The 25,519-nt window shown below is 64.0% G+C and carries 28 protein-coding genes; 16 read left to right on the top strand and 12 right to left on the bottom strand.

What is annotated here, in order from left to right:
- Positions 1–83: 83 nt before the first annotated feature.
- Positions 84–1,478 (bottom strand): MATE family efflux transporter, encoded by a 1,395-nt coding sequence (locus ACE3PR_RS05865; protein ID WP_374369180.1) that lies wholly within the window; start codon positions 1,476–1,478, stop codon positions 84–86.
- Positions 1,479–1,529: 51 nt separating this feature from the next.
- Entirely contained in the window at positions 1,530–2,606 is a 1,077-nt protein-coding gene (locus ACE3PR_RS05860; RefSeq protein WP_374369177.1) for a class I SAM-dependent methyltransferase, read from the bottom strand.
- Positions 2,607–2,817: 211 nt separating this feature from the next.
- On the opposite strand from ACE3PR_RS05860, the gene ACE3PR_RS05855 reads away from it, so the two are divergent.
- The 7 genes from ACE3PR_RS05855 (at position 2,818) to ACE3PR_RS05825 (ending at position 7,930) form a co-directional block, all read left to right on the top strand.
- A complete protein-coding gene (locus ACE3PR_RS05855) occupies positions 2,818–3,870 on the top strand; it encodes a GlxA family transcriptional regulator (RefSeq protein ID WP_374369175.1) in 1,053 nt (350 codons plus the stop codon).
- A gap of 63 nt (positions 3,871–3,933) precedes the next feature.
- Entirely contained in the window at positions 3,934–4,362 is a 429-nt protein-coding gene (locus tag ACE3PR_RS05850) for a VOC family protein (RefSeq protein ID WP_374369173.1), read from the top strand.
- Positions 4,363–4,514: 152 nt separating this feature from the next.
- On the top strand, positions 4,515–5,270 hold the full coding sequence (locus tag ACE3PR_RS05845; RefSeq protein WP_374369171.1) for an SDR family oxidoreductase: 756 nt from the start codon (positions 4,515–4,517) through the stop codon (positions 5,268–5,270).
- Between the two features lie 45 nt (positions 5,271–5,315).
- The gene (locus ACE3PR_RS05840) at positions 5,316–5,744 is read left to right on the top strand and encodes a cupin domain-containing protein (RefSeq protein ID WP_374369169.1); all 429 of its coding nucleotides are present in this window, start codon (positions 5,316–5,318) and stop codon (positions 5,742–5,744) included.
- 120 nt (positions 5,745–5,864) lie between these two features.
- Positions 5,865–7,001: an aminotransferase gene (locus ACE3PR_RS05835; protein WP_374369167.1), complete on the top strand. Its 1,137-nt coding sequence runs from the start codon at positions 5,865–5,867 to the stop codon at positions 6,999–7,001.
- Positions 7,002–7,020: 19 nt separating this feature from the next.
- Entirely contained in the window at positions 7,021–7,566 is a 546-nt protein-coding gene (locus ACE3PR_RS05830) for a 2'-5' RNA ligase family protein (RefSeq protein WP_374369165.1), read from the top strand.
- Between the two features lie 13 nt (positions 7,567–7,579).
- Complete coding sequence (locus tag ACE3PR_RS05825) at positions 7,580–7,930, top strand: ArsC family reductase (RefSeq protein ID WP_374369163.1); 351 nt, start codon at positions 7,580–7,582, stop codon at positions 7,928–7,930.
- A gap of 7 nt (positions 7,931–7,937) precedes the next feature.
- Here the strand turns inward: ACE3PR_RS05825 and ACE3PR_RS05820 are convergent, their stop codons facing one another.
- Positions 7,938–8,597, bottom strand: a complete 660-nt coding sequence (locus ACE3PR_RS05820; RefSeq protein WP_374369161.1) for a glutathione S-transferase family protein — start codon at positions 8,595–8,597, stop codon at positions 7,938–7,940.
- A 100-nt stretch (positions 8,598–8,697) separates the two neighbouring features.
- Here ACE3PR_RS05820 and ACE3PR_RS05815 point away from each other — a divergent pair, with 100 nt between their 5' ends.
- Positions 8,698–9,186, top strand: coding sequence for a winged helix-turn-helix transcriptional regulator (locus ACE3PR_RS05815; protein ID WP_374369158.1), 489 nt, complete (start codon positions 8,698–8,700; stop codon positions 9,184–9,186).
- 84 nt (positions 9,187–9,270) lie between these two features.
- Here the strand turns inward: ACE3PR_RS05815 and ACE3PR_RS05810 are convergent, their stop codons facing one another.
- The gene (locus ACE3PR_RS05810) at positions 9,271–10,158 is read right to left on the bottom strand and encodes an NAD(P)H-binding protein (RefSeq protein ID WP_374369156.1); all 888 of its coding nucleotides are present in this window, start codon (positions 10,156–10,158) and stop codon (positions 9,271–9,273) included.
- Positions 10,159–10,259: 101 nt separating this feature from the next.
- Between ACE3PR_RS05810 and ACE3PR_RS05805 the strand changes: the two genes are divergently transcribed.
- The 4 genes from ACE3PR_RS05805 to ACE3PR_RS05790 all read left to right on the top strand — a co-directional run bounded on the left by ACE3PR_RS05805 (position 10,260) and on the right by ACE3PR_RS05790 (position 15,321).
- On the top strand, positions 10,260–10,874 hold the full coding sequence (locus tag ACE3PR_RS05805; protein WP_374369154.1) for a TetR/AcrR family transcriptional regulator: 615 nt from the start codon (positions 10,260–10,262) through the stop codon (positions 10,872–10,874).
- A 79-nt stretch (positions 10,875–10,953) separates the two neighbouring features.
- Positions 10,954–11,484, top strand: a complete 531-nt coding sequence (locus tag ACE3PR_RS05800) for a hypothetical protein (protein WP_374369152.1) — start codon at positions 10,954–10,956, stop codon at positions 11,482–11,484.
- A 171-nt stretch (positions 11,485–11,655) separates the two neighbouring features.
- On the top strand, positions 11,656–12,675 hold the full coding sequence (locus ACE3PR_RS05795; RefSeq protein ID WP_374369149.1) for a sodium:calcium antiporter: 1,020 nt from the start codon (positions 11,656–11,658) through the stop codon (positions 12,673–12,675).
- A gap of 3 nt (positions 12,676–12,678) precedes the next feature.
- Positions 12,679–15,321: a cation-translocating P-type ATPase gene (locus tag ACE3PR_RS05790; protein ID WP_374369147.1), complete on the top strand. Its 2,643-nt coding sequence runs from the start codon at positions 12,679–12,681 to the stop codon at positions 15,319–15,321.
- Between the two features lie 48 nt (positions 15,322–15,369).
- Here ACE3PR_RS05790 and ACE3PR_RS05785 read toward each other — a convergent pair whose 3' ends face one another.
- From ACE3PR_RS05785 to ACE3PR_RS05770, 4 genes are all read right to left on the bottom strand, one after another.
- The gene (locus ACE3PR_RS05785; protein WP_374369145.1) at positions 15,370–15,705 is read right to left on the bottom strand and encodes a hypothetical protein; all 336 of its coding nucleotides are present in this window, start codon (positions 15,703–15,705) and stop codon (positions 15,370–15,372) included.
- 406 nt (positions 15,706–16,111) lie between these two features.
- Positions 16,112–16,651, bottom strand: coding sequence for a GcrA family cell cycle regulator (locus ACE3PR_RS05780; RefSeq protein WP_374369144.1), 540 nt, complete (start codon positions 16,649–16,651; stop codon positions 16,112–16,114).
- A 224-nt stretch (positions 16,652–16,875) separates the two neighbouring features.
- Positions 16,876–17,211, bottom strand: a complete 336-nt coding sequence (locus ACE3PR_RS05775; protein ID WP_374369142.1) for a DUF2794 domain-containing protein — start codon at positions 17,209–17,211, stop codon at positions 16,876–16,878.
- A gap of 128 nt (positions 17,212–17,339) precedes the next feature.
- Positions 17,340–17,714 (bottom strand): hypothetical protein, encoded by a 375-nt coding sequence (locus ACE3PR_RS05770; protein WP_374369140.1) that lies wholly within the window; start codon positions 17,712–17,714, stop codon positions 17,340–17,342.
- 223 nt (positions 17,715–17,937) lie between these two features.
- On the opposite strand from ACE3PR_RS05770, the gene ACE3PR_RS05765 reads away from it, so the two are divergent.
- From ACE3PR_RS05765 to der, 3 genes are read left to right on the top strand one after another with little or no spacing between them, the layout of a single operon-like run.
- The gene (locus tag ACE3PR_RS05765; RefSeq protein ID WP_374369138.1) at positions 17,938–18,585 is read left to right on the top strand and encodes a tetratricopeptide repeat protein; all 648 of its coding nucleotides are present in this window, start codon (positions 17,938–17,940) and stop codon (positions 18,583–18,585) included.
- A 25-nt stretch (positions 18,586–18,610) separates the two neighbouring features.
- Positions 18,611–19,948: a PQQ-binding-like beta-propeller repeat protein gene (locus ACE3PR_RS05760; RefSeq protein WP_374369136.1), complete on the top strand. Its 1,338-nt coding sequence runs from the start codon at positions 18,611–18,613 to the stop codon at positions 19,946–19,948.
- Between the two features lie 38 nt (positions 19,949–19,986).
- A complete protein-coding gene (gene der, locus ACE3PR_RS05755) occupies positions 19,987–21,420 on the top strand; it encodes a ribosome biogenesis GTPase Der (protein ID WP_374369134.1) in 1,434 nt (477 codons plus the stop codon).
- Between the two features lie 137 nt (positions 21,421–21,557).
- Here der and ACE3PR_RS05750 read toward each other — a convergent pair whose 3' ends face one another.
- Complete coding sequence (locus ACE3PR_RS05750; RefSeq protein ID WP_374369132.1) at positions 21,558–22,322, bottom strand: SDR family NAD(P)-dependent oxidoreductase; 765 nt, start codon at positions 22,320–22,322, stop codon at positions 21,558–21,560.
- A gap of 146 nt (positions 22,323–22,468) precedes the next feature.
- Here ACE3PR_RS05750 and ACE3PR_RS05745 point away from each other — a divergent pair, with 146 nt between their 5' ends.
- On the top strand, positions 22,469–22,870 hold the full coding sequence (locus ACE3PR_RS05745; protein ID WP_374369130.1) for a DoxX family protein: 402 nt from the start codon (positions 22,469–22,471) through the stop codon (positions 22,868–22,870).
- Positions 22,871–22,915: 45 nt separating this feature from the next.
- Here the strand turns inward: ACE3PR_RS05745 and ACE3PR_RS05740 are convergent, their stop codons facing one another.
- The 3 genes from ACE3PR_RS05740 to ACE3PR_RS05730 are packed head-to-tail and all read right to left on the bottom strand — an operon-like array spanning position 22,916 to position 25,426.
- Positions 22,916–23,404 carry an NUDIX domain-containing protein gene (locus ACE3PR_RS05740; protein WP_374369128.1) on the bottom strand — a complete coding sequence of 163 codons (489 nt, stop codon included), beginning with the start codon at positions 23,402–23,404 and terminating at the stop codon, positions 22,916–22,918.
- A gap of 3 nt (positions 23,405–23,407) precedes the next feature.
- Entirely contained in the window at positions 23,408–23,947 is a 540-nt protein-coding gene (locus tag ACE3PR_RS05735; protein WP_374369126.1) for an ActR/PrrA/RegA family redox response regulator transcription factor, read from the bottom strand.
- Between the two features lie 60 nt (positions 23,948–24,007).
- Positions 24,008–25,426 (bottom strand): ActS/PrrB/RegB family redox-sensitive histidine kinase, encoded by a 1,419-nt coding sequence (locus tag ACE3PR_RS05730; protein WP_374369124.1) that lies wholly within the window; start codon positions 25,424–25,426, stop codon positions 24,008–24,010.
- Positions 25,427–25,519 lie beyond the last annotated feature (93 nt).

The following is a 25,519-nucleotide window of genomic DNA, read 5'->3' as shown; positions in this document are numbered from 1 at the left end:
CAAGTCTTCTCTCCCCTCTGCAATCTAGGACGATTGACCAAATAATTAGGTCAAACGCCCTAGAAAGTCAATCCGGGCCGGAATCAGGGGCGGCGACGCAGGCGGTTGAGGGTCAATATCGCCGTCGCCAGTGTGCCGGCGGCGAGGCCGAGCCAGATCCCGGTGATGCCGGTATCGAGCCCTTCGCAGAGGAAGATGCCGAGCGGCGCGCCGATCCCCCAATAGCCGAACAGCGTATAGGTCATCGGTGCCCTGGTATCCTTGCAGCCGCGCAGAATGCCGGATGCGGCAAGGCCGGGGCAGGCCACGCATTCGATGCAGCCCAGCAACATCAGAAGTCCGCCGGCGAGCCAGGCCGCCGCCATGCCGGCGGGGCTTGCATCGAAGAAGATGTTGGCGAGCGGCGTTGCCGCGAACAGAAGGATCGCGAGGATGATGCCGCCGCAGACCAGCGCGAGGCCAAGGCTGCCAGCGATCACGGCCTTTCCGCTTGTCCGACGATGCTGCGCGTCACGGAGGCTTTCCGCCCGTGCCATCCGCACCATGGCTGCCTGGAGGAGAGCGGCGGGCACGGCATAGGCGATGCCGGCCGTCCGCAAGGTGAGCGTATGCGCGGCGACATCGGCGGCGCCGAGGGTGGCGGCATAGAGTGTGGCGCCAAGATAGATGCCGAGCTCGGTCACCGTGGCGATGCCGATGGGAAGGCCGATACGCAGGACCGATCCGAGGCCGCGCCAGTCGAAGGGTGATTTTATGCGCGCCGCATTACCGCCTGTAGCATACCGGGCGATGATAGCGAGGGCGCCGAGGCTTGCCAGGGCGACCAGCAGCGACGCGATGCCGGCCCCGGTCGGGCCGGAAGCGGGGAGGGGCCCGATGCCCAGCATGAAGGCGTAATTCGCGAGCGCGTTCAGGGGCAGCATGGCGAGCGTCACCTTGAGGAAGACTTTCGGCTTCTCGGCCGCCGTCAGGATCGTGCGGTAGAGCATGACCCCCAGCATCGGGACGAGGGTCAGCGCCATGGCTCGGGTATAGCCGCTGCCCGCCTGGAGGAGGCCTCGTTCAAGGCCGAGATTCTCAAGCCAGTTCGGAGCGGTCCAGACCAGCGGCGCGCTCAGCACGGCAAGCAGGCCGACTATCGCCCAGCCGATCCGCGTGATGCGCACCCGCTCCCGCTCATCGGCGCGAGTCACCGCGGCGGTATAGAAGGGCGAGATGCCGGCGAGAATGCCGGCGCAGAGATAGAAGACGATCGAATAAAAATCGCTGCCGATCGCCACGGCCGCCAGCGCATCGGTGCCGAAGAGTATCGAGACCATCACGGTATCGGTGACGCTCATCCCCATATTGACGAGGGCGATGAGCGCGATGGGTGCTGCGAGGCGCAGAAGCGCGCGGGCTTCGCCGAAGCCGAGCCGCCAGCGTGATGCAGCGTCGGACCCGGTCTGCTGGGCAAGGTCAGCCGTGGTGAGGGACATGAGAGGATCCTTTGCGCCGAGGCGGGGGCGTGCCCCGCCTCGGCTTGATTGTTAGAGCCTGGCCTCAAGAATGAGGTTGAACGGCGTTGCTGCCGCCCGGCGGAAGCGGGTGAAGCCCGCCTTGCGGAAGACCTCGGCCAAGCGGGCTTCGCCGGCCTGGGCGCCCAGCACCAGGCGGCCGCCATCCGAAATCGAATGGGCGCAGCAGATCATGGTGGAGGCGGCGTAATAGAGGCGCGCCACGGGCGAGATGTTGTCCTCGACCCGGTCATTGGCGAAGGGCTCGACCAGCATCACCGTGCCGTCGGGCGCCAGCGATTTGGCGGCATGGGTCGCGGCGGCGATTGGATCGCCCATGTCATGGAGGCAATCGAAGAAGCAGATGAGGTCATACCCTTTGCCCGGATAATTATGAGCACCGGCCACCGTGAAATTGGCGCGTGCCGCGACCTTCGCCTCCGCCGCGACTTTCTGTGCCTCGAAAATGGAATCGCGATGCGTGTCGAAACCATGGAAGGTGGATGCCGGAAAGGCCTCGGCCATCAGCACGGTCGAATGGCCATGGCCGCAGCCGATATCGGCGACGCGTGCGCCCGATGTCAGTTTCCCGACCACACCGTCCAAGGCCGGCAGCCATTCGGGGACCAGCGAGCCGCGATAGGCGTTGCGGTAGAAGCCGGCGACGCCGCAATAAAGCCGCCCGTCATGATCGCCCCAGGGAATGCCCCTGCCCGTGCGGAAGGCCACTTCCGCCTTGGCTTCATCCGCCCACATCGAGGCCGGAACGTTCCAGGCATTGGGCATGAAAGCGGGACTGTCCTCATTGGCCAGCACGAAAGCCTGTTCGGGGGTGAGCTCGTAGGAATCGCTGATCGCGTGATAGGCGACATAACCGCCGGCCACCTGGCTGTTCAGCCATTCGCGCACATAACGCTCGGCGCATTTGGCGCGGGCGGCGAGTTCGCGCGCACTCAGGGGACCGGCCCCGGCCATCGCCTTGAAGAGGCCGAGCCGATGTCCGAGGCTCAGCATCACGCCGCCATAGCCCGCCGAAAGGTCGCCGATGGCGCGGCCGATGAGGGCGTCGAGCTTGGCGGGGTCGATGGCGCCGGGTTGGATGGCGTCCATGTCGTTAACTCCTGTTCCAATACCCGGCTGTCCCGGGCTGGAACGGAGAATGACGGCGGCGCGGCGGCAGCGGCAGAGCGGGAATGTCCAGAACCGGGCCATTCGTGCCATCTGATGTCGGAATATGGGGCGCCTGAATATGGATCGCCAGGCGTGACGCGGCGGCGCAGTCTGGGCTAGGGTCTCTCATCCCGCGTCGAAGGAACCCGACATGCCGCGACCAACGATTCCCACCGGATCGGCGCCGCTCCATGTGAGCATCCTGGCGATTCCCGAGGCCGTGATCTCGACGCTCTCGGGCATCTATGACGTGATGAACGCCTTTGCCATCCTGCCGGTGGCCGAGAGTGCCGCACTTCCGGCCGGCCCCTTCAAGGTCGAGATCGTGGGGCTGAAGACCGGTCCGCTGAAGCTGGCGAGCGGCGTGCCGATCGCGGTGCAACGGGGGATCGCCGAGATCACGACCACCGACATCGTCATCGTGCCCTCGATCCTGCTGGCGCCGGGAGGCTGGCGGAAGGGGCGACACCCGGAACTTGTCGCCTGGCTCCGTGCCATGCACAAGAAGGGTGCGCTCGTCTGCTCGGCCTGTTCGGGGATCTTCCTCATCGCCGAAACGGGCCTCTTCGATGGGCTGGAGGCGACGGTGCATTTCGGCTATGCCGCTGCCTTCGCTGCCGCGTACCCAGAAATTACGATCCATCCCGAACGGGTGCTGGTGATCGCGGGCAAGCGCGAGGAACTCGTCACCTCCGGCGCCTCGATGACCTGGCACGATCTGGTGCTCTATCTCATCGCCCGCCATGCCGGCGCCACCGCGGCGCAGACCATCGCCCGCTTCTTCGCGCTGCAATGGCATCAGGACGGATTGGCGCCCTATATCGTTTTCGAGGGGCGCAAGGGCCATGGCGATCTCGCGATCGAGAAGGCGCAGGATTGGGTCGCGAAAAATTTCGCGGCGGCAAATCCGCTCGAAGAGATGATCCGGCGCACGGGCTTGACCGAGCGCACCTTCAAGCGCCGCTTCGCGGCGGCCACAGGTGTCAGCCCCATCGTCTATGTGCAGCGCCTGCGCATCGAGGATGCCAAGCGCCGCCTGGAGCGCACCGAGGCCGCGGTGGACGAGATCGCCTGGCAGGTGGGCTATGAGGAGCCGGCCTTCTTCCGCCGCCTCTTCAAACGCGTCACCGGCTTGACGCCGGGAACCTATCGGAGAAGATTCCGCATTCCCGTTTATGCGCAGACGACCAGGAAGCGGAAGTGAGCGGATCCAGGGAACCGGCGCTTCCCATCCTGCGTTGCGTTTTTTTACGATGAGGCATGCGACATGGAAACACAGGAACTGCATCGCGGCCGGCTGATCGACCATATCCAGCTCGTGGTCAGGGATCTCGCCGCAAGCCGACGCTTCTATGAGGCAATTTTCAAGACGCTCGACATCCCCATGGGCGGTGTTGCCGAGGATTACTTCTGGGCCGACGAACTCTTCGTCTCCAGCGCGGAGAGCCAGGCCGCCCTCGGCCAATTGACCGGGCGCCATCACCTCGCCTTCCAGGCCAAGGACCGGGCGACGGTCGAGGCGGTCTACCAGGCGGGCCTCAAGCATGGCGGCAAGGATAACGGCGCGCCTGGCGAGCGGCCCTATCATCCCGGCTATTACGCCGCCTTCCTGCTCGACCCCGACGGAAACAATATCGAGGCGGTCTATCACGGGGAGGCAAAGCGGAGCGCTCCCTCGGTGAAGGTCACGTTCTAGGCCGCCCTCCGCTTCGGAATTTCTTCCCTTTCTGACTATTTTTGCCCGCCATGTCACAACGGCCAAGGCTCGGTCGTCTCTTCAGGGAAAGCAGCGGTATGGGTGCCCGGGGGGCCGGGTGGTCTTGATGCCGCAAATCCGAGGAGAGCGAGATGAAGATCGTTGTGATTGGCGGGAGCGGCCTTATTGGCACCAAGCTGGTAAGCAATTTGCGCAACAAGGGCCATGAGGTGGTGGCCGCGGCGCCGAGTTCTGGCGTCAACACGTTAACGGGCGAGGGGCTCGACGCGGCCCTGGCCGGGGCCGCGGTGGTGGTCGACGTCGCCAATTCGCCCTCGTTCGAGGATAAGGCGGTGCTCGATTTCTTCGAGATTTCGGGCCGCAATCTCCTCGCCGCCGAAAAGAAGGCCGGCGTCAAGCATCACGTGGCGCTGTCGATCGTCGGCACCGACCGGCTGCCGGAAAGCGGCTATTTCCGCGCCAAGCTGGCGCAGGAAAGGCTGATCACAGGCGGCGGCATCCCCTATACGATCGTCCGCGCCACGCAATTCTTCGAATTCCTGGGCGGCATCGCCGAAGCGGGTGCGCGCGGTGAGGAAATTCTGCTGCCGGATGCCTTGCTGCAGCCCGTGGCCGCCGATGACGTCGCGGCCCTGTTGGCGGAAATCGCGTTGCTGGCGCCGCGCAACGGCATCGTCGAACTCGCCGGTCCCGAAGCCGCCCCGATCGCCGATTTTGTCGGCCGGCAGATGAGCCATCGCGCCGATCCGCGGCGGGTGCGGGCGGATGCGGCGGCGACCTATTTCGGTGCCCCCCTGGCCCAGCGCAGCCTGGTGCCGCTCGACGACACCGCACGTATCGGCGCCCTCCGGCTGGCCGATTGGCTCGGCCGCGAGACCGGGCGCTGACGATCAACCCATCCCCACCCAAACTTTTTCAAATGGAGAGATGACATGAATGCGTTGAAGATTTCGTTTGCCGCCATCCTGCTTTGCCTCGCGGCGATCGCCCCCGCAATGGCGGACGACCTCAGCATCGGCGGCAAGAACGCCAAGGTGACATTGGTCTATGAACATGCCCTGCCCAACGTGCCGGGCAAGAGCATCAAGGGCGTGCTGGTGGAATACGGCCCGGGTGGCTTTTCGCCATCGCACACCCATGCCAACACGGCCTTCATCTATGCGACCGTGCTGGAAGGCGCCGTGCGTAGCCAGGTCAATGACGAGCCGGAGAAAGTCTACAAGGTGGGCGAGAGCTTCACCGAATTGCCGGGCAGCCGGCATGGTGTCAGCGCCAATGCCAGCGACACCGAGCCGTCGAAATTGCTGGCGGTGTTCGTGGTCGATACCGCCGATACCGAATTGACGACACCGATGAAGTAAGGCACGCATCCTTGGACGTGTCGGGGCGCCCGGGCATCGGCTCGGGCGCCTTTATCTTTTCCGGCACCGAGGCCGCATGCTAAGAAGGCGGCAGCCTGTTGCGAGAGGAGTATCCGCCCCATGAAGATCCGTGAGTTCGGCGTCGAGATCTGGATGAACAAGTATGAGACGCAATGCGCGCTCAATCTGGCGGAGACCTGTGTCGAATCCCTGACCATCGCCGAATTGCTGGAGATGGCGGGGAAGACCGGGACGATCCTCGCGGAATTGCTGCCCTTGAAGATGACCTATGGGGCGATCGAGGGGAGCGAGCGGTTGCGGAGTGCGATCGCCTCGCTCTATGCGGGGCAAAAGATCCACAACATCACCGTCACCCATGGCGCCATCGGCGCCAATGCCCTGGTGCATGAGACTTTGGTGGAGCCGGGCGACCGGGTGATCTCGGTCCTGCCCACCTACCAGCAGCATTATTCGATCCCGGCCAGCTACGGCGCCGATGTGCAAATACTGAAACTGCGCGAGGAGAACGGGTTTCTGCCCGATCTCGACGAATTGCGCCGTCTCGCCCTTCCGGGCACCAAGCTCATCGCGATCAACAATCCCAACAACCCGACCGGATCGCTGATGGACGAAGCCTTCCTGCGCGCGGTCGCAAAGATTGCCGAAGATTGCGGCGCCTGGGTGCTCTGCGACGAGGTCTATCGCGGCACGGACCAGACCGGCGATGGCTTCACCACCTCGATCGCCGATCTCTACGGGAAGGGCATCAGCACGGGGAGCATGTCGAAGACCTATTCGCTGGCCGGCTTGCGCCTGGGCTGGATCGCGGCACCGGTCGAGCTCATCCAGGCGGTCTCGATCCACCGCGATTACAACACGATCAGCGTCGGCATGCTGGACGATCATTTCGCTGCCTTGGCACTCGAGAACCGCGCCAAGGTCCTGGCGCGGAGTCAGAAGATCACGCGCGGCAATCTCGCCATTCTCGATTCCTGGGTCGCCGCGGAGCCACGCATCTCCTATGTGAAGCCGCAATCCGGCACCACGGCGCTTTTGAAATACGAAGCCGATCTCAGTTCGGAAGACTTCTGCGTCCGGCTCCTCAAGGAGACCGGCGTCATGCTGACCCCCGGCAGCGCCATGGACATGGAGGGTTACTTGCGCATCGGCTATGCCAACAACCCCGAGGTGCTGACAGCGGGCTTGGCCCGGATGTCGGAATTCCTGGCGAAGCTGCCGGCGCAAGCGGCGGCCTAAGCGTGCTGCGATGGCAGCGATGGAGACATGGGACGATCTCTATTTCGGCCTTAAGCCGGATCCGGACATCGCCGCCGAGATCATCGAGCGGGCGCATTGGGCAGCCTATCAATATGGCCTGTCCGGCAGCCTGCCGGAGCCGGAGCGGCTGCACGTAACCTTGATGGGGATCGGCAGCTATGACGGTCTGCCGGCGGACGCGGTGGCGCGGGCGGTGGCGGCGGTGCGGCCGGTCACCGTGGCGCCCTTTGAAATAACTTTCGATCGCTTGGCGACTTTCCGCCGCGATGCGCGGCACCCGATCGTGCTGCTCTGCCGCGACGTGCCGGCGGAACTGACGGCGCTTCATGAAATGCTCGATGCTGCGCTGGCGCAGGCCGGGATCGGCCGCCGGCGCAAAACCTTCAAGCCGCACATCACCTTGCTGTGGGATCACGCGCAGGTGCCCGATATCCGCCTGGACGAACCGGCTAGCTGGGTGGTGCGCGATTTCCTGCTTGTGCACAGTTTTCACGGCGCCGGGCGGCATGACCATCTGGGTCGCTGGCCGCTTGTCATTGTCTGAGGATTTCCCCGCCATGAAGATCACCATGTACGGCATCAAGAATTGCGACACGATCAAGAAGGCGCGCGACTGGCTGGCGGATCGCGGCATCGCCTATGAGTTTCACGATTACAAGGCGGAAGGCATCGAGCGGAAGACGCTCGAAGGCTGGTGCGACGAATTGGGTTGGGAAATCCTGCTCAACCGCGCCGGCACGACCTTCCGCAAACTGCCGGAGAAAGAACGGGAAGGCCTCGACCAAAAGAAGGCAATCGCTCTCATGCTGGCGCAACCCTCGATGATCAAGCGCCCGGTGCTGGATCTGGGGAAGAAGCGCCTGGTCGGCTTCAAGCCGGAGATCTACGCGGCGGCGGTGAAGGTTTAAGGGCCACTTAATCCCGATCCGGGGCACCCGGCGGGAAAAAGGCGCGGAAAGGGCGGGCCTCTTCGACGGCACGGGCGAAAGAGGGGCGGGCGAGCAGCCGGGCGCGATAGGCGCGCAAGCATTTAAGACCGGCATCGATCGGATGCGTCCAATCGGCATAAAAGAGCGCAGGGGCCGCAGCGCAATCGGCAAGGCTGAACATGTCGCCCGCCGCCCAAGGACGATCCTTCATCTTTTCATCGAGCCAGGGATAGATCCTGTCCAGCATCTCGCGCGCTTGGGTGACGCCGAGCGGGTCGCGGCTTTCGGCCGGTCGGATAAAATCGAAGACGATGCGCTGCATCGGTGTCATCACGTAATTGTCGAAGATGCGGTCCATCAAGCGTGTTTCGAGCGCCGCCGCGGAACCCTGCGGCAGAAGCGATACCGGGCCGGGATGATTGAGCCCGAGATATTCGATGATGATGCTGGATTCCAGTACCGTCTTGCCCTCATCCACAAGGACCGGGAACCGGTTCAGCGGCCAGAGTGCCGCGAGCTCGGACGAGGCCGCCGGATCCTCCGGTGACAATTGCCGGTAGGTGAAGGGCGTCGCGTTCTCATAGAGCGCCGTCAGCACCTTCTGGCAATAGGAGGAAAAGGGGTGGGCGTAGAGAATGAGGCTCATGATGGATCGCTCCCGTTAACTGATCCTTTTTTGCAAGCAGTTGTAAAATATTCAAACTGATCCTATTTTGCAAGCGGTTTTCGAAACGGAGGATCCGCCGATGGCTGCAGAGCCGCGTTCCGGCTGTCCGATCAATCTGACGATCGAATTGTTGGGCGATCAATGGAGCATCGTGGTGCTGCGCGACATCATGTTCGGCGGCGAGCGTCATTATCGCGAATTGCTCAACCACTCGATCGAGGGAATTGCCAGCAACATGCTGGCAGACCGCTTGAAGCGGCTGGTCGAGGCGGGGCTGCTCAGCAAAGCCGACGATCCCAGCCACAAGCAGAAGGTGATCTACAGCCTGACCGAGCCGGCGATTCAATTGGTGCCGTTGATGGCGCAGCTGGGTGCCTGGGGCCGGCGGCACCGGCCTGCCTCCCGGGAATTATCGATCCGCGCGCAATTGCTGGAAGAAGGCGGCCCGAAGATGTGGGATGCTTTCATGAATGAGCTGCGGCATCTGCATCTGGGAGCCGCCAGACCGAAGCGCTCGGTCATCGCTGAATTACAGGCGGCCTATCTGGCGGAAGTGGCGAGAGGATAGGATCTGTCCGTCACAAAGGTGACGTAACATTTCGGCGCTCTGCTCCTCCCCCTGATGGGGGAGGAGCTATTGGCAGGGACGAACTCAATGCCCAGCCGGTTTTGCCTCGGCGAGGTGCTTGGTGGCGGCGAGATATTCGGCCAGTGTCTGGGCCTTGCGGCCGGTGAGGTATTCGATGTCGTGGGTGACGAGATCGAGCATGCCGCGGGCGCGCGCTGCCTCGATGCCGCCGATGGCATCGACCGCGAAATCCGGCAGCCCCGCACCCTTCAAGGCGCCGTCGAACTGATCCTGGGTCACGGTGACGGCATCGACCTTCTTGCCGAAGACGGCGGCGATGGTGGCGGCGATTTCGGCGGGCGTTTGCGCGGCCGGGCCGGTCGCGTGATAGATATAACCATTGAAGCCCGACGCCGCGACGAGAGCCGCCGCCGCGGCGGCGACGTCGGTGCGCGCCACATTGGCGGCGGGCGTCGGCGCGGTCGCGGCGTAGACGCCGGCAGTGAGCGCATACTGGATCGTGCCCATCCAGAGATTGTCGTAATACATGCCCATGCGGAGAATGGTCCAGGGGAGGCCGCTCGCAAAGACTGCGAGTTCGGTCTCGATATGCGTCGTGAAGAGATCCTGCCCGCGATGGGCGCCCAGGGTCGAGATATAGACCAGATGTTTCACGCCGGCCTGTTTCGCACTCGTGATCGCATTCTTGTGCTGCGGCAGGCGGATGCCGGGGCGAAGATCGGAGGTGGGGACGATCAGCAATCGGTCGATGCCCTTGAAAGCGGTAACCAGACCCGCGGCATCGTCGAAATCGCCCTTCCGCAACTGGACGCCCTTGTCGGCAAAGCGCTGCAGCTTCTCGGGGCTGCGCGAGATGGCGATGATGTCGGCACCCTTCAGCCCGCGCGCCAGCAATTCATCGAGGATATGGCCGCCCAATTGGCCGCCGGCACCCGTTACACCGATCACCATGTCATTCTCCTTGTGCGAAGTGGCAAATTCCTGTTACGTTACCGATCGGTAACATCGCATCTTGTTACCGATCGGTAACATCAGCGTCAAGCGGGATTTTCATGCCGGTAAAGAAGGCTCGGAAAACCAAGGAGATGGCGGTGGCGCAGAACGCCCAGCCGCCGCGTGCGCGCATCCTCAGCGCGGCACATGATCTGTTCTATCACCAGGGCATACGGGCCGTGGGTGTCGATCTGGTGGCGGCCAGCGCCGAGACCAACAAGATGACCCTTTACCGCCATTTCGACTCGAAGGATGCGCTGGTTGCGGAATACCTCCAGGAGGTCGCGACGGAGATCGAGGCCAGTTGGGACCGCCTCGCCATCACCCATGCCGATGACCCCAAGGGGCACATTCTCGCCTGGCTTGCCGAAACGGGACGCCAGATGGAGCGGCCGGGGAGCCGCGGCTGCCCGATCACCAATGCCGCCATCGAATTGCCGGAGCCGGACCATCCCGGCCGCGCCGTGATCGAGGCCCACAAGCGCGGCATGCGCAAGCGCTTTGCAGCACGTTGCCGCGCTGCCGGCTTGAAGGATGCCGAGATGATCGCCGATCAATTGGTGATGCTGCTGGACGGTGCCGGCGTCGCCATGCAGACGATCGGCCTCAAGGGTCCGGTCGCCTCGCTGTTGCGCCATGCCGAATGGCTGTTGGGGGCTGGAAGCAGCAGGTAACCCGCCCAATCATCAGGCTGACCCTATGCCGAAAGATGGTATGGTCCCCCGGGCCCATCACGGGCAAGAGGATCAACCGATGTCGCGCCTTGCCAGAAATGCCGCTGCCGTCCTGCTGCTGGTGCTCACCGCCTGCGGCCCGGCATCCCGCGAGGCGGCGCAGCGTGTGACCGCCGCTAAGCCGCCAACGGATTACGTCTATCTCGCCAGCGGCGATACCCGTGAGGCGAAGCACATCAAGATCCAGATCAATTTCGACGAGATGAAGTCGGGAAATCCGGATGAGCGGCTGATTTTGTTTTTCGGCATGCTGTTTGCCGGTGCGGCGGCGGATGCCGTTCCGGCGAAAGCCGACACCGCGGGCAGCGGCCTCACGGCAGGTGACCCGATCCGCTTTTCCGCCCCGGCTACTGATTCCCAGATGGAAACTCTGAACAATTATCTCCTCGACCGATTTCCCGATCGCGACGACCTTGTCGGCCACCTCTATCGCGGTCCGGAAAGCCAATATCTTGTCCGGGCCGAGTTCGATACCAGCGCCGGCGACAACAGCCTCTATTTCGACGTCACCGAATGGGTGCTGACCAAGAACGCGCAGTACCAGAACTGACGGCGCCAGCATCGCCTCGCGGCGGCGCCACGCCCAGTGGCTGCGGGGTGGCTGCCGGATCAGGCGGGGCCGAGCAGGTAGCACGTGAGGAACTGCGTCATCCTGTGCGTTGTACCGACGTTCCCATGCACTAAGCTACATTCCAAGCAACAGGAGGGAAGGGGATTCGGGGTGGGGGAAACCGCAATCTGGCTGGCCTTCATGTTTTGCCTGGGCCTGATCTTCGTCGCGGGACGGAAGCTCTCGATCCTGGCCGACCGCCTCGGCGACGAGACCGGTTTGGGTGGGAGCTGGATCGGCGTCACTCTGCTTTCCAGCGTGACTTCCCTGCCGGAATTGATCACCGGCTTCAGCAGTGTCGTCATGGCCGACACGCCGGATATCGCGATCGGCGACATCCTGGGCTCGACCGCCTTCAACGTGCTTCTGCTGGTCCTCATTCACATCATCACTTGGCGGCAGACACCGCTCTTTGCGCAAATGGGCGGCCGCCATGTTTTGCCCGCGGCTTTCGGGATCGTCATGCTGGGGCTGGTCGCCGGCGAATTGCTGTTGCGGCAGCTTGGCCTTAATGTCGTGTTCCTCGGCATCGGCCCCTTCGTTCCAGCCATCCTGATCGTCTATGTGGTGGGTATTCGCATGGTGTTCTTCGCGACCGCGCGCGATCTCGCGGAAGGGACGCCGGGCGATGTCGCCGCAGCAGCGCCCCCGGGGGCCCAATCCGGCACGGTGCTGGCGATTGCGGGCGTTTCGGTTTTCGTGGTGGCCGGTGGCGCGGCGTTGCCCTTCATCGGCGCCGAGCTGGCGCTGCAGATGGGCTGGAACCAGTCCTTTGTCGGCACGCTGCTGATTGCCATCGCCACCTCGGCACCGGAAATCGCCGTGACCATGGCGGCGGCGCGGATGGGCGCCCTCGACCTTGCCGTCGGCAATGTCTTCGGCAGCAACATGTTCAACATGGTGATTCTGGCGCTCGACGACATTCTCTATCGCCAGGGTCCGTTACTGGCGCATGTCTCTCTGGTTCATGCGGTGACGGCGATGACGACTCTCGTCATGACGGGCATCGCCATCGCCGCCATGTCGTATCGCCGGGCGAGCGGACCCAGCATCGCCGTCGGCAGCATGAGCCTGGTTCTGACCTTGCTCTATATCGGCAACGCGATCGTCATGTTTCATCTGGGATTCTAAGAGATGTCGCAACCAGCCCGGTTAGGGACGAAGGATCATCCCCACCATATCAGCCACTGGCATATGGATGAGGGGGCCGCAATCGCGCAGCATCTGCATAGCGACATCAAAAACGGGCTCAGCGCCGCCGAGGCGGCGGCGCGTCTGGCCAAGTACGGGCCCAATATTCTACCGGAAGGAAAGCGCCGGCGCTGGTTTCTGATTCTGGCCGAGCAGTTCAAGGATGTGATGGTCCTGCTGCTGGTGGTGGCGGCGGCGATCGCTGCCTTCATCGGCGAGCCGCAGGACACCATCGTCATCCTGGTGATCCTGCTGCTCAATGCCGGGATCGGTTTCGTGCAGCAGATGCGCTCGGAGCGGGCGATGGCGGCCCTGCGTCATCTTGCCTTGTCCCAGGCGCTGGTGCGGCGGGAGGGTAGCGTCCGGAACGTGCCCAGCGCCGATCTGGTCAGCGGCGATCTGGTGCTGCTGGAAGCCGGCAATCTGGTGCCGGCGGATCTGCGCCTCATAGAGAGTGTCGACCTGGCCATAGCCGAGGCGACGCTGACCGGTGAATCGCTGCCGGTCGAGAAAGCGATTGCGCCGCTGGCCGATGCCGATATCGCTTTGGGCGACCGGACCAACATGGCCTATCGCGGCACGCTGGTGACGCGGGGGCGCGGCCTGGGCCTGGTCGTCGCGACCGGTGCCCGGACCGAGATCGGCCGCATCGCTCATGCACTGGCCAAGGCGGTCGAACGGCAGACACCGTTGGAAGCACGGCTGGCCGATCTGGTGCGACGCCTGGCGCTGGGTGTGCTGGCGGTCTGTGCGATCTTCTTCGCTCTCGGCCTGCTGCGCGGCGAACCGGTGATGACCATGCTGCTCACCGCCGTCTCGCTGGCCGTGGCCGCTGTGCCGGAAGCGCTGCCCGCCGTGGTCACCATCGCCCTTGCCTTCGGCGCCGTGCGCATGGTGCAGCAGCAGGTGCTGGTGCGCCGTTTGAGCGCGGTCGAGGCCCTGGGCTCGGTCACCTTCATCTGCGCCGACAAGACCGGGACGCTGACCCGCAACGAGATGTTGGTCGAGCGTTTGTGGCTGGACGGCGCCACCCATCCGGACATGAAGGACAGCCGCTGGCGTCTGCTGCATGAAGCGATGTGCCTCAACAACGATGCAAGTGCTGCGGGCGCTGATCGCACAACCTGGCTCGGTGATCCGACCGAGACGGCCCTGCTGGCGGGCGCGATGGCGGGCGGCATCGATCTCGCGATCTGCCGCGAAGGGGCGCCGCGCGTCGACGAGGCGCCATTCACCTCCGAGCGTCGGCGCATGACGACCCTGCACAGCGCTGCGGACGGAGCCTTGCGCGGCTTCATGAAAGGAGCGCCGGAGGCGCTGCTGGATCTCTGCCGTGCGCAATGTGGTGCCGCGGGCGCAACGCCGCTCGACCGACACAAGATCGAGGCGGCGGTGGCGGACATGGCGGCCGAGGGTTACCGCGTTCTTGCCTTCGCCACGGCGACCTTCGATGTGGCGCCGGACGATCTATCCGCCAGCGAGGCGCATTTCGCGTTCCTGGGCCTCGTCGGCATGATGGATCCGCCGCGCGCTGGTGTCGCCGAGGCGATCGCCGAATGCCGCCATGCCGGCATCCATCCCGTGATGATCACCGGCGATCACCCGGTGACGGCGGCGGCAGTCGCGCGCCGTCTGGGACTCCTCGCCGCCAATGGCGCGGTGCTGAGCGGGCCGGAGCTCGCGGCTCTCTCCACTCATGAATTGCAGGCAAGGGTGCGCGACATCGCGGTCTATGCGCGGGTCGATCCGGCGCAGAAGACGGCCATCGTCGCAGCCCTGCAGGCGCAAGGCGAGATCGCGGCGATGACCGGCGACGGCGTCAATGATGCGCCTGCCTTGAAGCGCGCGGATATCGGCATCGCCATGGGAAAACTCGGCACCGATGTGGCGCGCGAGGCCGCGGATCTGGTGCTGCTCGACGATGCTTTCCCATCGATTGTCGCTGCCGTGCGCGAGGGCCGGCGCATCTATGACAATATCCGCAAGTTCCTCCGCTACATCCTCACCACCAATATGGGCGAGCTGTGGACCCTGTTCCTGGCGCCGCTCCTCGGCTTGCCGCTGCCGTTGCTGCCGATCCATATCCTGTGGATCAACCTTGCCACCGACAGCCTGCCAAGCCTTGCCTTGGCCGTCGACAAGGCCGAGCCGGACATCATGCACAGAAAGCCACGGGCCCCGCGCGAGAGCCTGTTCGCGGGCGGGCTGTGGCTGCATGCCTTCTGGGTCGGGCTGCTGATGGCTGGTCTAGCGCTGGCGGCGCAGACATTGTCGTTGGAAAAGCCGGCTGCCTACATGCATGGAATGGTCTTTGCGACCCTTACCTTCGCGCAAATCGGCCATGTGATGGCGATCCACACGGCGCGGAGCTCGGCCCTGGGGCGCGGCTTCTGGTCCAATCGCTGGTTGCTGCTGGCGGTCGTGCCGATCCCGCTCCTCCTGCTGGCCGCGCTCTATACGCCGCTGGGGAACGCGATTCTGCGGGTGACGCCGCTGGATGGGGCGGATCTGGGCCTCACCGCGCTTGCCGGGATCGTCATCTTTGCCGCTGTCGAGATCGAGAAGGCGATCCGGCACCGAAAATAAAACAGGCGCTCCAGCGGGGAGCGCCCGATCGTTCGGTGTTCCGCCGTTTCAGGAAATCGTCGAGACGTTTCGATCGACATAGAGTGTCACCCGGCTGCCGTCGCGGGTGCGGCCGACAAATTGGTCATAGATCTGACCGTCGTCGCCGACAAAGGCTTCCGCCGCCTTGGTCCAGTCACCCAGCAAGGTAACCGCGTCCTCGGCATCGCCCTGCACGAAGAGGGCATTGTTCGCATCCGCCATACCCAGCACCAGATCCGGGTCCAGAGAGAGCAGCGTGCCTTGTGCGCCCGGATCGGTTCGGTCCTTGTCGGGGCCGGCCTCCAGGCGATCATGATCGGCCTCGCCCAGTGCCGAGATCACCGATGTATCCGCAGAAATCATTTACGCGTCCGTCCTATGTCCACTCACCCACGTCACTCGCAACTTGCCGCGGCGGTGGGGTTTCCCCGAGTCGCGCGGCATATCTCATGAGAAAATGGCGGCAGCGTCTCGATCCTGCAACATCCTGTGGATAAAAATCCCACACTATATTGGCATTAGTACTGTTTTGGGACAAATCTCTTAGGTTTTATCGATTATTCAGACGTTATTAACCCTATATATGGGAGATCATTTGTGAATAAACGCACATGATTTGGTGCCTTACCTTATTGTGGGGCTTTTATAGAATTACATTGCCGAGACCAATCGCGCAATATTATGTCGCGGCAAACAAAAGGGGCGACCGGATGACCGGTCGCCCCAGACGCCCCCACCGAAGCAGGAATGCGCAGCCGAAACGTCGCCCTCAGGCGGCTTCGGATTTGCGGTGATAAGCGATCGCGCAATGATGGGCGCAATAGGGCCGGCCCGGCTCGGCGCCGTCGCCGCAGAAATGGAAGCCCGGCTGTTTCGGATCGCCGACCGGCCAGGAGCAGGTCTTGGACCCCGCCTGGACGGCAGTATTCCGCGGCGCTGCCGGTGCCTTGGTCATGGCCGGTTCGCTGGGCCGTGCTTCGGCCGCTGCGCTGGAATTGAGAATGCCTGCCGATGGGATGCTTTCCGCGTTCAACGGGGCGGCGGCGGCCGGGCGGAGGTTCGGCATCGGGGCGATCGCCGGCTGCTGGCGGCGCTGCGAGCCCGCGGATTTGCGGCGCGGCGCGCTGGTGCCGGCCTCGGTCCCGTCCCGCTTGATGGGCGAGGGCCGACCGGTCAGGCCCAGGCGATGGGCCTTGCCGATCACGGCGTTACGGGTAACCCCGCCGAGAAGTGTCGCGATCTGGCTCGCCGTCTGGCCCTGGCCCCAGAGTTTGCGCAGCATTTCGATGCGCTGTTCGGTCCATTCCATGTTGTCTTCTCCCCACCGGATCATTGGCTGGTGATGTCAGTAAGTCGGCGCCTGAGGCCGTCAGGCCGGGGCCAACTCAAGATGTTGAGTGCAAGTCATTTCACCCCACTACATAGAGCGAGGCAAGAGGGTATCCGCAAAATATTGTGGATAAGAGTGGAAAATCGGGGAACATATAGTGTCTAAGCCGTCGCGCCCCGTGAAGCGGCGCGCAATATGACGAGTCAGTCGACGGGATTCAACTGCCGATCCAGAAGATCGATGAGTTCAGGGAGACGGCGGGAGGATTTCAGTTGGCGCTTGCCGGCGAGGAGCACGTAACTGGCTTCCTTGTCGCCCCGGAGCAGGACCTTGGTGATGGCGAAAGTCGGCTGTTCCTGGGCGCGGCGGTAGACCGAGAAGACCGCCATGTTGCTGCGGTGGTCGATAGCATAATCGCGCCAGACGGCATGCGCCACCTTGCGGCTGTAGATACCCAACAACAAATTGAGTTCGTCGCGGTTGAAAAAGACCCGGCGACCCTGACGGCGGTAATCGGCAAGAAGGACAAGCTGCGACATGCTTTCCTTTTCGTTGCTGCCAACGACTCGGGGCACATTCCCGAGCCCGAAGAAAGTGTCGCCCAAACCCAGCGTCTCGTAAAGCCTGACCGTCGATAGGCGTTGGGCCGTCAATAGGCGTTGGGCCATCAATAGGCGTTGGGATAGACGCCGATCTCGGTGGTGGCGGTCGGGTCCTGCTGGTCGTAGCAGGCGACGCTGGAGAGGTTGCGATAGCAATAGCCGGGATAGGGACGGGTCTTGATGGCCTGTTCCTGTGCCATTTCGGCCGCCGTCCGGCAGTATTTGCCGGTTTTGGTGAAATCCAGGAGGGAGCAATCGCTGCCCGTCGCCATCGAGGCCAGATGGTCCGAGGCGGTCCGGCCGGTCTGATTGAGCGCGATGCCTTCCACCGCCGCATAGGCCGTGGTTCCGGAAATAAAGGCCGGAATGGCGGTGGTGTCGCAGCCGCCGGCGGCAAGTGCTACTCCCGCCAGGCATCCCAATAGGCGCAACTTCTTCATGGCTCTCATCCTGCTTCCCGAGGCGATATGAAAGAACCAAGCAATTCTTGTTCCAGACGGGGAGATTTCCGCTTCCGGGGCCACTTGCCGCAGCCCAGCTTGCGCCCAATGCCTTGGTTTGCAAGGGCCTAGCCTAGAATGTATGTTAGCGCCCAAATCGCTGCCCGGCTGGCCCGGATTGGCGGCTCATAAACCATGCCCAGCGTGGCTCCAGGGGTAGTAAGTGTCGGATATTTTTCAGGAAATTGACGAGGATCTACGGCGCGACAAGGTCTCCGCTCTGTGGAACAAGTACCAGAACCTCGTTTACGCAGCCGTTGCCCTCGTGATCCTGGGGACGGCCGGTGTTACCGGCTGGCGCATTTATGACGGGCGCGTCAAGGAACAGGCGGGTGCCGCCTATCTTTCGGCGCTGCAGGTCACCAGCCAGGATCCCAAGGCGGCGATCGAGGTTTTTGCCAAACTAGCCCAGGAAGGCGGGCCGGTCGCGGACCTCGCCCGCTTCGACATGGCGCGGGCGGCGGTGCTGGCCGGCGACAAGCCGGCGGCACTCGATATCCTTGCCGCCATGGTGGCCGATACCAAGATCGACACGCCGATGCGCGGTGCCGCCGCCTTGATGGGTGCCTATCTTGCCCTGGATCTTGGCAAGGGCGATCAGGCCAATGCCCTGGTGCAGCCTTTGCTGGCCGAGGGCAATGCCTATCGCCTGCTGGCGCTTGAAGTGACCGGCCTTGTGGCCTTGGGTGCCGGCGATACCGCCAAGGCGCGCGAGATTTTCACGCAGCTTGAGCCATTGGCGGCGGCCAATGATGCGCCAGGGCAGATGCGCGAGCGTGTCGCCATCATGCTCGATCGTCTCGCACAATAAGAAACCGGGGGCCTGGAGCGAGACCATGAAGCATCAGATTCACATGACGGCGAAGCGGTCGGCGTGGCTGGCGATCGGCACGATCGCCGCGGCTCTTGCCCTTTCGGCCTGCGACAAGGCCAAGGTCCCGTTGCCCGGCGAGCGCGTCTCGGTGCTGCAGCTCAATACCGAACTCAACGCCGATCCCACTCTGGCCGATGTCGCGGTGCGGCTGCCCAAGCCCTATGTGAATGACGGCTGGGCGCAGGTCGGCGGCAATCCCACCCATGCCATGTATCATCTGCAGGCGAGTGCCGATGTGCTCACCGAAGTGTGGTCGGCCGATATCGGCAGCTCGGCGGATTCCGCGCAGCGTCTGCTGAGCGAGCCGGTCGTCGCCGAAGGTCTGGTCTATACGCTCGACGCGGAATCGCTGGTGCGCGCCTTCGATGTCGAGACCGGCAGCGTCGTCTGGCAGGCCGACATGACCCCGGAAGACGAGGATGACGATCTTTTCGGCGGCGGTCTCGCGGTGGCGGAAGGCAAGATCTTCATCACCACGCCCTATGCCGAGGTCTATGCATTGGATGCCAAGACCGGTGCCTTCGTCTGGCGCGCCACCGCGCCCGCACCGATGCGCTCGGCGCCGACGGTGAGCGACGGCCGCGTCTTCGTCATCACCATCGACAACCAGCTGGTCGCCTATGCCGTCGATGACGGGCGCCGCCTGTGGTCGAATGCGGGCGTCGAGGAAGCTGCGGGGCTGCTGGGCGGTTCGACCCCGGCGGTGCTCGGCAATGTCGTCATCGCCGCCTATACCTCGGGTGAGCTGCTGGCTTTCGACGTGGTCAACGGCAATTCGCTGTGGACCGACAGCCTCGCCGGCCGCGCGCGCACCTCGTCGGTGGCCGCCTTGTCCGATATCCGCGGCCGTCCGGTGATCGACCGCGACCGCGTCATCGCCATCGGCAATGGTGGCGTCATGGCTTCGATCGAACTCAGGCGCGGCGAGCGCTATTGGGACAAGGATCTCGGCGGCACGCAATCGCCCTGGGTCGCCGGCGATTTCATCTATGTGATGACCTCGTCGAGCGAAGTGGTCTGCGTCACCCGCGAGGATGGCCGCATCAAATGGGTCCGCCCGCTGCCGCCTTTCGAGGATATGGAAGCGCGCGAAGATCCGGTCTATTGGTCGGGACCGGTGCTGGTCGGCGACCGGCTGCTGGTGACCGGTTCCAACGGCATCGCCCTCTCGATCTCGCCCTATACCGGCGAAGTGCTGGGCAAGCAGGAATTGCCGGACCGGTCGCATCTGCCGCCGGTGGTCGCCAATGAAATGGTGTTCATGCTCTCGGATGACGCGGAACTGATCGCGCTTCGTTGAGACAACTTAATTCTGTTTGATGATCGGCCTCGCAAGCTATGGCCCTAACCATTGCCATCGTCGGCCGCCCCAATGTGGGCAAGTCGACCCTGTTCAACCGTCTGATCGGCAAGCGTCTCGCCATCGTCGATGACACGCCGGGGGTGACCCGCGACCGCCGCTATGGCGAAGGCTCGCTGGGCGGGCTCAGCTTCACCGTGATCGATACCGCCGGTTTCGAGGATGCGACCGATGACAGCCTGGAAGCGCGCATGCGCGAACAGACCGAAGCGGCGATCACCGAGGCCGATGCGACGCTGATGGTGTTCGACGCCCGCGCCGGGGTGACACCCCTCGACGAGCATTTCGCGCGGCTGCTCAGGAAATCAAAAAAGCCGGTGATCCTCATCGCCAACAAGGCGGAAGGTCATGCCGGCAGCGCCGCGGCCCTCGAGGGATTCCGCTTGGGCCTCGGCCATCCGCTGCCGATCTCGGCCGAACATGGCGAGGGCCTGGGCGAGCTTTATGACGCGCTGGAGCCGATCGCGATCAAGAAGAAGGCGGAAGACGCGGCGGACCGGAAGATCGCCCGCGATGCCGAGCTTGAGGAAGTGGCCCCGCTCGATCTCGACGAGGATACTGGCGAGAGCGAGGAAGTCCCCGAACCCGAAGCGCCCAAGCATCTGCAGCTCGCCATTGTCGGCCGTCCCAATGTGGGAAAGTCCACGCTGGTCAACGCGCTCCTTGGCGAGGACCGGCTGCTGACCGGGCCCGAAGCCGGCATCACGCGGGATTCCATCGCCATCGATTGGCAATGGGGCGATCAGGCGATCCGGCTCATCGATACCGCCGGCCTCCGGCGCCATGCGCGCGTCACCGGCAAACTGGAACGCCTCTCCGGCGCCGATACCAGGCGCGCCATCCAATACGCCCATGTGGTCGTGCTGGTGCTCGATTCACACGACATGCTGGAAAAGCAGGATCTCACCATCGCAAGACAGGTGGTGGAAGAGGGGCGCGCCCTCATCATCGCCGCCAATAAATGGGATGCGATCGAGGACAAGAACGAGCAGTTGAAGAAACTGCGCGAGCGCATCGATTGGTCGCTGCCGCAGGCCAAGGGCATTCCGGTCGTCACCATCAGCGGCATGACCGGTCGCGGTCTCGACAAGCTGATGGGCGCCGTGCTTTCGATCTACCGTACCTGGAACAAGCGTGTCGGCACAGCAAGGCTCAACCGCTGGCTGGCCGACGTCGTCGCCCAGCATCCGCCGCCCCTGGTCGCGGGCCGGCGCATCAAGATCCGCTACATCACCCAGATCAAGACGCGGCCACCCACTTTCGCCCTCTTCGCGGCGCGGGCCGACGATCTGCCGGACGCCTATTACCGCTACATGGTGAAGTCTCTGCGCGAAGTGTTCGACCTGCCCGGCACACCGGTGCGGCTCATCCTGCGGCGGACGGACAATCCCTTCGACAAGGACCGGGATTAGGCGGCGTTTCACTAAGTTTCCCTCCCCCTTCCGGGGGAGGGCAGGGTGGGGGCAAGCAAGTGAAGAATGGTGCGAACCCATGCCCCCCTCCTACCTCCCCCCTGAAGGGGGGAGGAGAAAAAAGGAGAGCGCCAGATTTACCGCGCCCCGCCGCCATCCATGACGATGGTCTGGCCGGTGACGTAAGGCGCGCCCGCCAGCAGATAGAAGATGGTCTCGGCGTAATCTTCCGGTTTGCCCGCGCGCTTCAAGGGCATTTTGGCGATGGTGGCGGCCATGCCGGCCGGATCGAAGCGGCAATCCCAGCCGGAGCCATCCACCACATTGGGGGCGATCGCGTTGACGCGGACCTCCGGCCCCATGGCATAGGCCCATTCCTTGGTCAGCAGGATGAGCGCCGCCTTGGTCGAGGCGTAGACCGAGGAGGAGGCGCCGTAAGCCAGGCCCGCGGTTGAGGCGACGTTCACCACCGCGCCACCCGCTTTCTTCAAATGCGGCGCCGCGGCTTTCAGGCAGCGATAGGGACCGATCTGGTTGATGCTGACCAGCTTTGCCCAAAAGGCCTCGTCCATCGCGGCGAAATCGTCGACCGGGATGGGTTTCGACGTGCCAGGTGTTGCTGCGTTGTTGACGAGGTAATCGAGGCGGCCGAAATGCGATGCCGCCGCCGCGACCATCGCATCGACGTCGTCGGGCTTCGAAACATCGCCGGGAAAGGGCGCCACGTTGTGCCCGGCGGCCCGCAGGCGCGCGATTTCGGCGGCAAGGCGCGGATTGTGGGCAAGATCATTGAGCGCGACAGCCGCCCCATTGGCGGCCAGGCGCTCGACCACGGCCAGACCGATCCCCGAAGCGGCGCCGGTGACGAAGGCGACCTTGCCCTTCAAATCCGCGGTGATCATCGATCTTCTCTCCCGTTTGGTGCGTTCTTGGTGGTTTCCGAGTCGCTCGGTTAACCTATATCAAGCCCACCTCCGTGGTGGTTGCCAAGGTTTGCTCAGATTTCCATCGAGACATCATCGTTTCAGCCCGCAAAGGAAAACATCCCATGGCTCTCAAAGAACAGCTCAACCCTTGGGCCCCGAAGGTCCTCAGCATCCTGCGCATTATGTCGGGGCTGATTTTCCTCGCCCATGGGACCGGCAAGCATCTCGGCTGGCCACCCCTCGGCTTTGAGGTCCCGGCGGGCTCACCCGGCTGGTGGGCGGGCTGGATCGAGCTCATCTGCGGCGCGCTCATCGCCCTCGGTCTCTTCACCCGGCCTGCAGCTTTCCTCGCTTCGGGCACCATGGCGGTCGCCTATTTCATGGCCCATGCCCCGGGCGGTCTGTTCATGCCGGCGGTCAATGGCGGCGACGCCGCGATCCTCTATTGCTTCGTCTTCCTCTATTTCGTCTTCCGCGGCCCGGGGCCGTGGAGCGTCGATGCGAAGATGGGCAAGGATAGCTGAACCGCCGAGGCGATCTTCCGCGCGGGGAAACTGCGCGGGAGATTTTTAGATCATCTGGAAAATGCCGGTGGCCGCGAAGCGCTGATAGGCAGCGATTGAACCGGGGACCGACGGCATGCAATCGGTGGGCAGGGAATCCGGTGCGTGCCAGGCAAAGGCGAGGGATTCAGCCGAGGCGACGGGCTCGCGGCCGGCGGGCCAGGGCGCCCAGAACATCAGAATGAAATACTGGCAGCGATGGCCGTTCGGATAGGTGAGGGTCTTCGTGGCGGGATCCGACGCATAGCCATAGGGAAAGAGGTCCGGCGCTTCGTAGCCGGTTTCTTCCAGCATCTCGCGGCGCGTACCCGTGACGATATCCTCGCCCGGTTCCATATTGCCGCCGGGTATGCCCCAGACGCCGAAATCGCTGCGCCGCTCCAGCAGCACCTGTCCGGCCGCGTTCACGAAGAGGCATGAGGCGCCTGGCAGCAGGAGCAGATCGTTGCCGATCTTGAGGCGCAACTTGCCGATGTAACTGTCCCAGAAGCTCATCAACTATGCGCGCGGTGCGTATTTGGCGAGGATGCGCTGCAGGGTGCGGCGATGCATGCGCAGCCGCCGCGCGGTTTCCGAGACGTTGCGGTCGCATTGCTCGTAGACGCGCTGGATGTGTTCCCACCGCACGCGGTCGGCGGTCATCGGCTGTTCGGGCGGCGGCGGCAGGGCGTCCTTGTGCTCGAGGAGCGCTGCCTCGACCTGATCCGCATCGGCGGGCTTGGGCAGGTAATCGATGGCGCCGGATTTGATGGCGGCGACCGCGGTCGCGATATTGCCATAGCCGGTCAGGATCACGACGCGGCAATCGGCGCGGCTCTTCTTGATCTCGGGCACCACGTCGAGGCCGCTGCCATCGGCGAGGCGCAGATCGACCACGGCGTAACGGGGCGGCGTGGCCTTGGCGGCGGCGATGCCGGCTTCGACGCTTTCCGCCTGGGTCACCTGGAAGCCCCGTTTTTCGAGGGCGATGGCGAGGCGCTGCCGATAGGGCGCGTCGTCATCGATGATCAGCAGGCTCTTGTCGCTTGTCTCGGTCATGCCTCGTTTCCCTCGTCAGGTTCCAGTCTCAATCGCGTATCGTCTTAGTCGCGTATCGTCTCAACGTGTCTCCGGCAGGTCGCCTTCAAAGGCGCTGCGCTGCCAGACCACTTTCACCTCGGCACCGCCGAAGCTGTTATTGCTGAATTGCACATGGCCGCCCACGCGCTCCAGCAGATTCTGGGCGATGAAGATGCCCAGGCCCATATGATCGCCCTTGCGCTCGGCCTTGGCCTCGCCGCCCTGACGCCCCGCGCCATCGCGGGCGGCGAGCTTGCCGCCGAAACGGCCGGCGAGTTTGCCGGCATAGGGTGCCGAGGCCGAGACATAGGGATCGCCCAGCCGGGCCAGAAGGTCCGGCGGAAAGCCGCTGCCGTCATCGGAAATGGTGATGCTGATCTCGGCGCGGTTCCAGGCGATGGCGACCCGCACCTCCTCCTTGGCGAATTCGATCGCGTTCTGCAACAGGTTCCCGAGGCCATGCAGGATCTCGGGCCGGCGCGGCAGCAAGGGCGGCTGCCTTTCGCCGCTATCCGGCAAGGTTTCTATGCGCAGTGCGACCGATGGGCGCAGGAAGGGTTCCGCCGCCACCTCGATGAGGAGCGGGGCGGGGAGGACATGAAAATGGTCCTTCGAGCTTTCCTCGGGCCGGGCGGCGATCTCGGCCAGGATCAGCCGGCAGCGTTCGGCCTGGGAGAGCAGCAATTCGGCATCGCCCCGATAGGGTGAATCGGCGGGGAGATCCCGGGTCAGTTCCTTGGCGATGAGCGAGATGGTGCCCAAAGGCGAGCCCAGTTCATGGGCGGCGGCTGCCGCGAGCGCCCCCACCGAGGAGATGCGCTGTTCGCGGTCGAGGGCCGATTGCGCCGCCATCAGCGCATCGGCGACGCGGCGTGATTCCTCGGCCACCTTGAAGACATAGATCGAGATGAAGACCGCGGCGAGGCCGAGCGCTATGGCGAGGCCCAGCACGAAGACGGGGGGCAAGGTGAAATGGCTTTCTCCCGGCCAAGGCAGCGGCAAATGGAAGAAGGCCAACACATTGATGCAGGTGATGGCCAGCGCCGTCAGGCCCAATGTCGAGCGGTAGCTGAGGGCTGCCGCCGAAACCGTGACCGGGGCAAGGAGCAGGAGCGAGAAGGGGTTGTGGAGACCCCCGGTGAGGCCGAGCAGGACCGAGAGCTGCACCATGTCGAAGGCGAAATAGAGGGCGGAATCCCGGTCGGTGAGGCGGGCCGAGGATTTCCGCCTTAGCTGCGGCACCAAGGTGGCCACGGCCAGCGTCGCCACGGCGAGGATCGCCGGCAGCAAGGGGATCTCATAGCCCAGCACCAGATCGACGAAGAGCAGCGAGCCGGCCTGGCCCGCGACCGCCACCCAGCGGATGGCGATAAGGGTCTGCAGGCGGACGCGGCCGCGGACGGAGCGGCGCTCCAATTGACGGAACCGGGCGGGGGCGGGAATGGTTTCGGTGGTCATGGATTCCTTGGGGACACGCGATAGGCTTCCCGGCAAGGGTAGCAAAGGCCCCGCCCGGAGTCTTGCAAACTTGCCGACAGGGGAACGCGACTC

Source organism: Dongia sp. (assembly GCF_041909655.1).
Taxonomy (GTDB): Bacteria; Pseudomonadota; Alphaproteobacteria; order Dongiales; family Dongiaceae; genus Dongia.
Note: the sequence above shows the minus strand (reverse complement) of the source record. Positions and strands in the feature narration are given on the sequence as shown.

What these genes read in the sequence shown, in the direction of transcription:
- der (WP_374369134.1), top strand. Translation starts at nt 19,987, where the DNA reads ATGGCCCTAACCATTGCCATCGTCGGCCGCCCCAATGTGGGCAAGTCG.
- ACE3PR_RS05805 (WP_374369154.1), top strand. Translation starts at nt 10,260, where the DNA reads ATGCCGGTAAAGAAGGCTCGGAAAACCAAGGAGATGGCGGTGGCGCAG.
- ACE3PR_RS05825 (WP_374369163.1), top strand. Translation starts at nt 7,580, where the DNA reads ATGAAGATCACCATGTACGGCATCAAGAATTGCGACACGATCAAGAAG.
- ACE3PR_RS05745 (WP_374369130.1), top strand. Translation starts at nt 22,469, where the DNA reads ATGGCTCTCAAAGAACAGCTCAACCCTTGGGCCCCGAAGGTCCTCAGC.
- ACE3PR_RS05785 (WP_374369145.1), bottom strand. Translation starts at nt 15,705, where the DNA reads ATGATTTCTGCGGATACATCGGTGATCTCGGCACTGGGCGAGGCCGAT.
- ACE3PR_RS05770 (WP_374369140.1), bottom strand. Translation starts at nt 17,714, where the DNA reads ATGAAGAAGTTGCGCCTATTGGGATGCCTGGCGGGAGTAGCACTTGCC.
- ACE3PR_RS05775 (WP_374369142.1), bottom strand. Translation starts at nt 17,211, where the DNA reads ATGTCGCAGCTTGTCCTTCTTGCCGATTACCGCCGTCAGGGTCGCCGG.
- ACE3PR_RS05780 (WP_374369144.1), bottom strand. Translation starts at nt 16,651, where the DNA reads ATGGAATGGACCGAACAGCGCATCGAAATGCTGCGCAAACTCTGGGGC.
- ACE3PR_RS05735 (WP_374369126.1), bottom strand. Translation starts at nt 23,947, where the DNA reads ATGACCGAGACAAGCGACAAGAGCCTGCTGATCATCGATGACGACGCG.
- ACE3PR_RS05845 (WP_374369171.1), top strand. Translation starts at nt 4,515, where the DNA reads ATGAAGATCGTTGTGATTGGCGGGAGCGGCCTTATTGGCACCAAGCTG.
- ACE3PR_RS05850 (WP_374369173.1), top strand. Translation starts at nt 3,934, where the DNA reads ATGGAAACACAGGAACTGCATCGCGGCCGGCTGATCGACCATATCCAG.
- ACE3PR_RS05815 (WP_374369158.1), top strand. Translation starts at nt 8,698, where the DNA reads ATGGCTGCAGAGCCGCGTTCCGGCTGTCCGATCAATCTGACGATCGAA.
- ACE3PR_RS05835 (WP_374369167.1), top strand. Translation starts at nt 5,865, where the DNA reads ATGAAGATCCGTGAGTTCGGCGTCGAGATCTGGATGAACAAGTATGAG.
- ACE3PR_RS05865 (WP_374369180.1), bottom strand. Translation starts at nt 1,478, where the DNA reads ATGTCCCTCACCACGGCTGACCTTGCCCAGCAGACCGGGTCCGACGCT.
- ACE3PR_RS05810 (WP_374369156.1), bottom strand. Translation starts at nt 10,158, where the DNA reads ATGGTGATCGGTGTAACGGGTGCCGGCGGCCAATTGGGCGGCCATATC.
- ACE3PR_RS05740 (WP_374369128.1), bottom strand. Translation starts at nt 23,404, where the DNA reads ATGAGCTTCTGGGACAGTTACATCGGCAAGTTGCGCCTCAAGATCGGC.
- ACE3PR_RS05860 (WP_374369177.1), bottom strand. Translation starts at nt 2,606, where the DNA reads ATGGACGCCATCCAACCCGGCGCCATCGACCCCGCCAAGCTCGACGCC.
- ACE3PR_RS05730 (WP_374369124.1), bottom strand. Translation starts at nt 25,426, where the DNA reads ATGACCACCGAAACCATTCCCGCCCCCGCCCGGTTCCGTCAATTGGAG.
- ACE3PR_RS05830 (WP_374369165.1), top strand. Translation starts at nt 7,021, where the DNA reads ATGGAGACATGGGACGATCTCTATTTCGGCCTTAAGCCGGATCCGGAC.
- ACE3PR_RS05760 (WP_374369136.1), top strand. Translation starts at nt 18,611, where the DNA reads ATGAAGCATCAGATTCACATGACGGCGAAGCGGTCGGCGTGGCTGGCG.
- ACE3PR_RS05800 (WP_374369152.1), top strand. Translation starts at nt 10,954, where the DNA reads ATGTCGCGCCTTGCCAGAAATGCCGCTGCCGTCCTGCTGCTGGTGCTC.
- ACE3PR_RS05750 (WP_374369132.1), bottom strand. Translation starts at nt 22,322, where the DNA reads ATGATCACCGCGGATTTGAAGGGCAAGGTCGCCTTCGTCACCGGCGCC.
- ACE3PR_RS05820 (WP_374369161.1), bottom strand. Translation starts at nt 8,597, where the DNA reads ATGAGCCTCATTCTCTACGCCCACCCCTTTTCCTCCTATTGCCAGAAG.
- ACE3PR_RS05840 (WP_374369169.1), top strand. Translation starts at nt 5,316, where the DNA reads ATGAATGCGTTGAAGATTTCGTTTGCCGCCATCCTGCTTTGCCTCGCG.
- ACE3PR_RS05790 (WP_374369147.1), top strand. Translation starts at nt 12,679, where the DNA reads ATGTCGCAACCAGCCCGGTTAGGGACGAAGGATCATCCCCACCATATC.
- ACE3PR_RS05855 (WP_374369175.1), top strand. Translation starts at nt 2,818, where the DNA reads ATGCCGCGACCAACGATTCCCACCGGATCGGCGCCGCTCCATGTGAGC.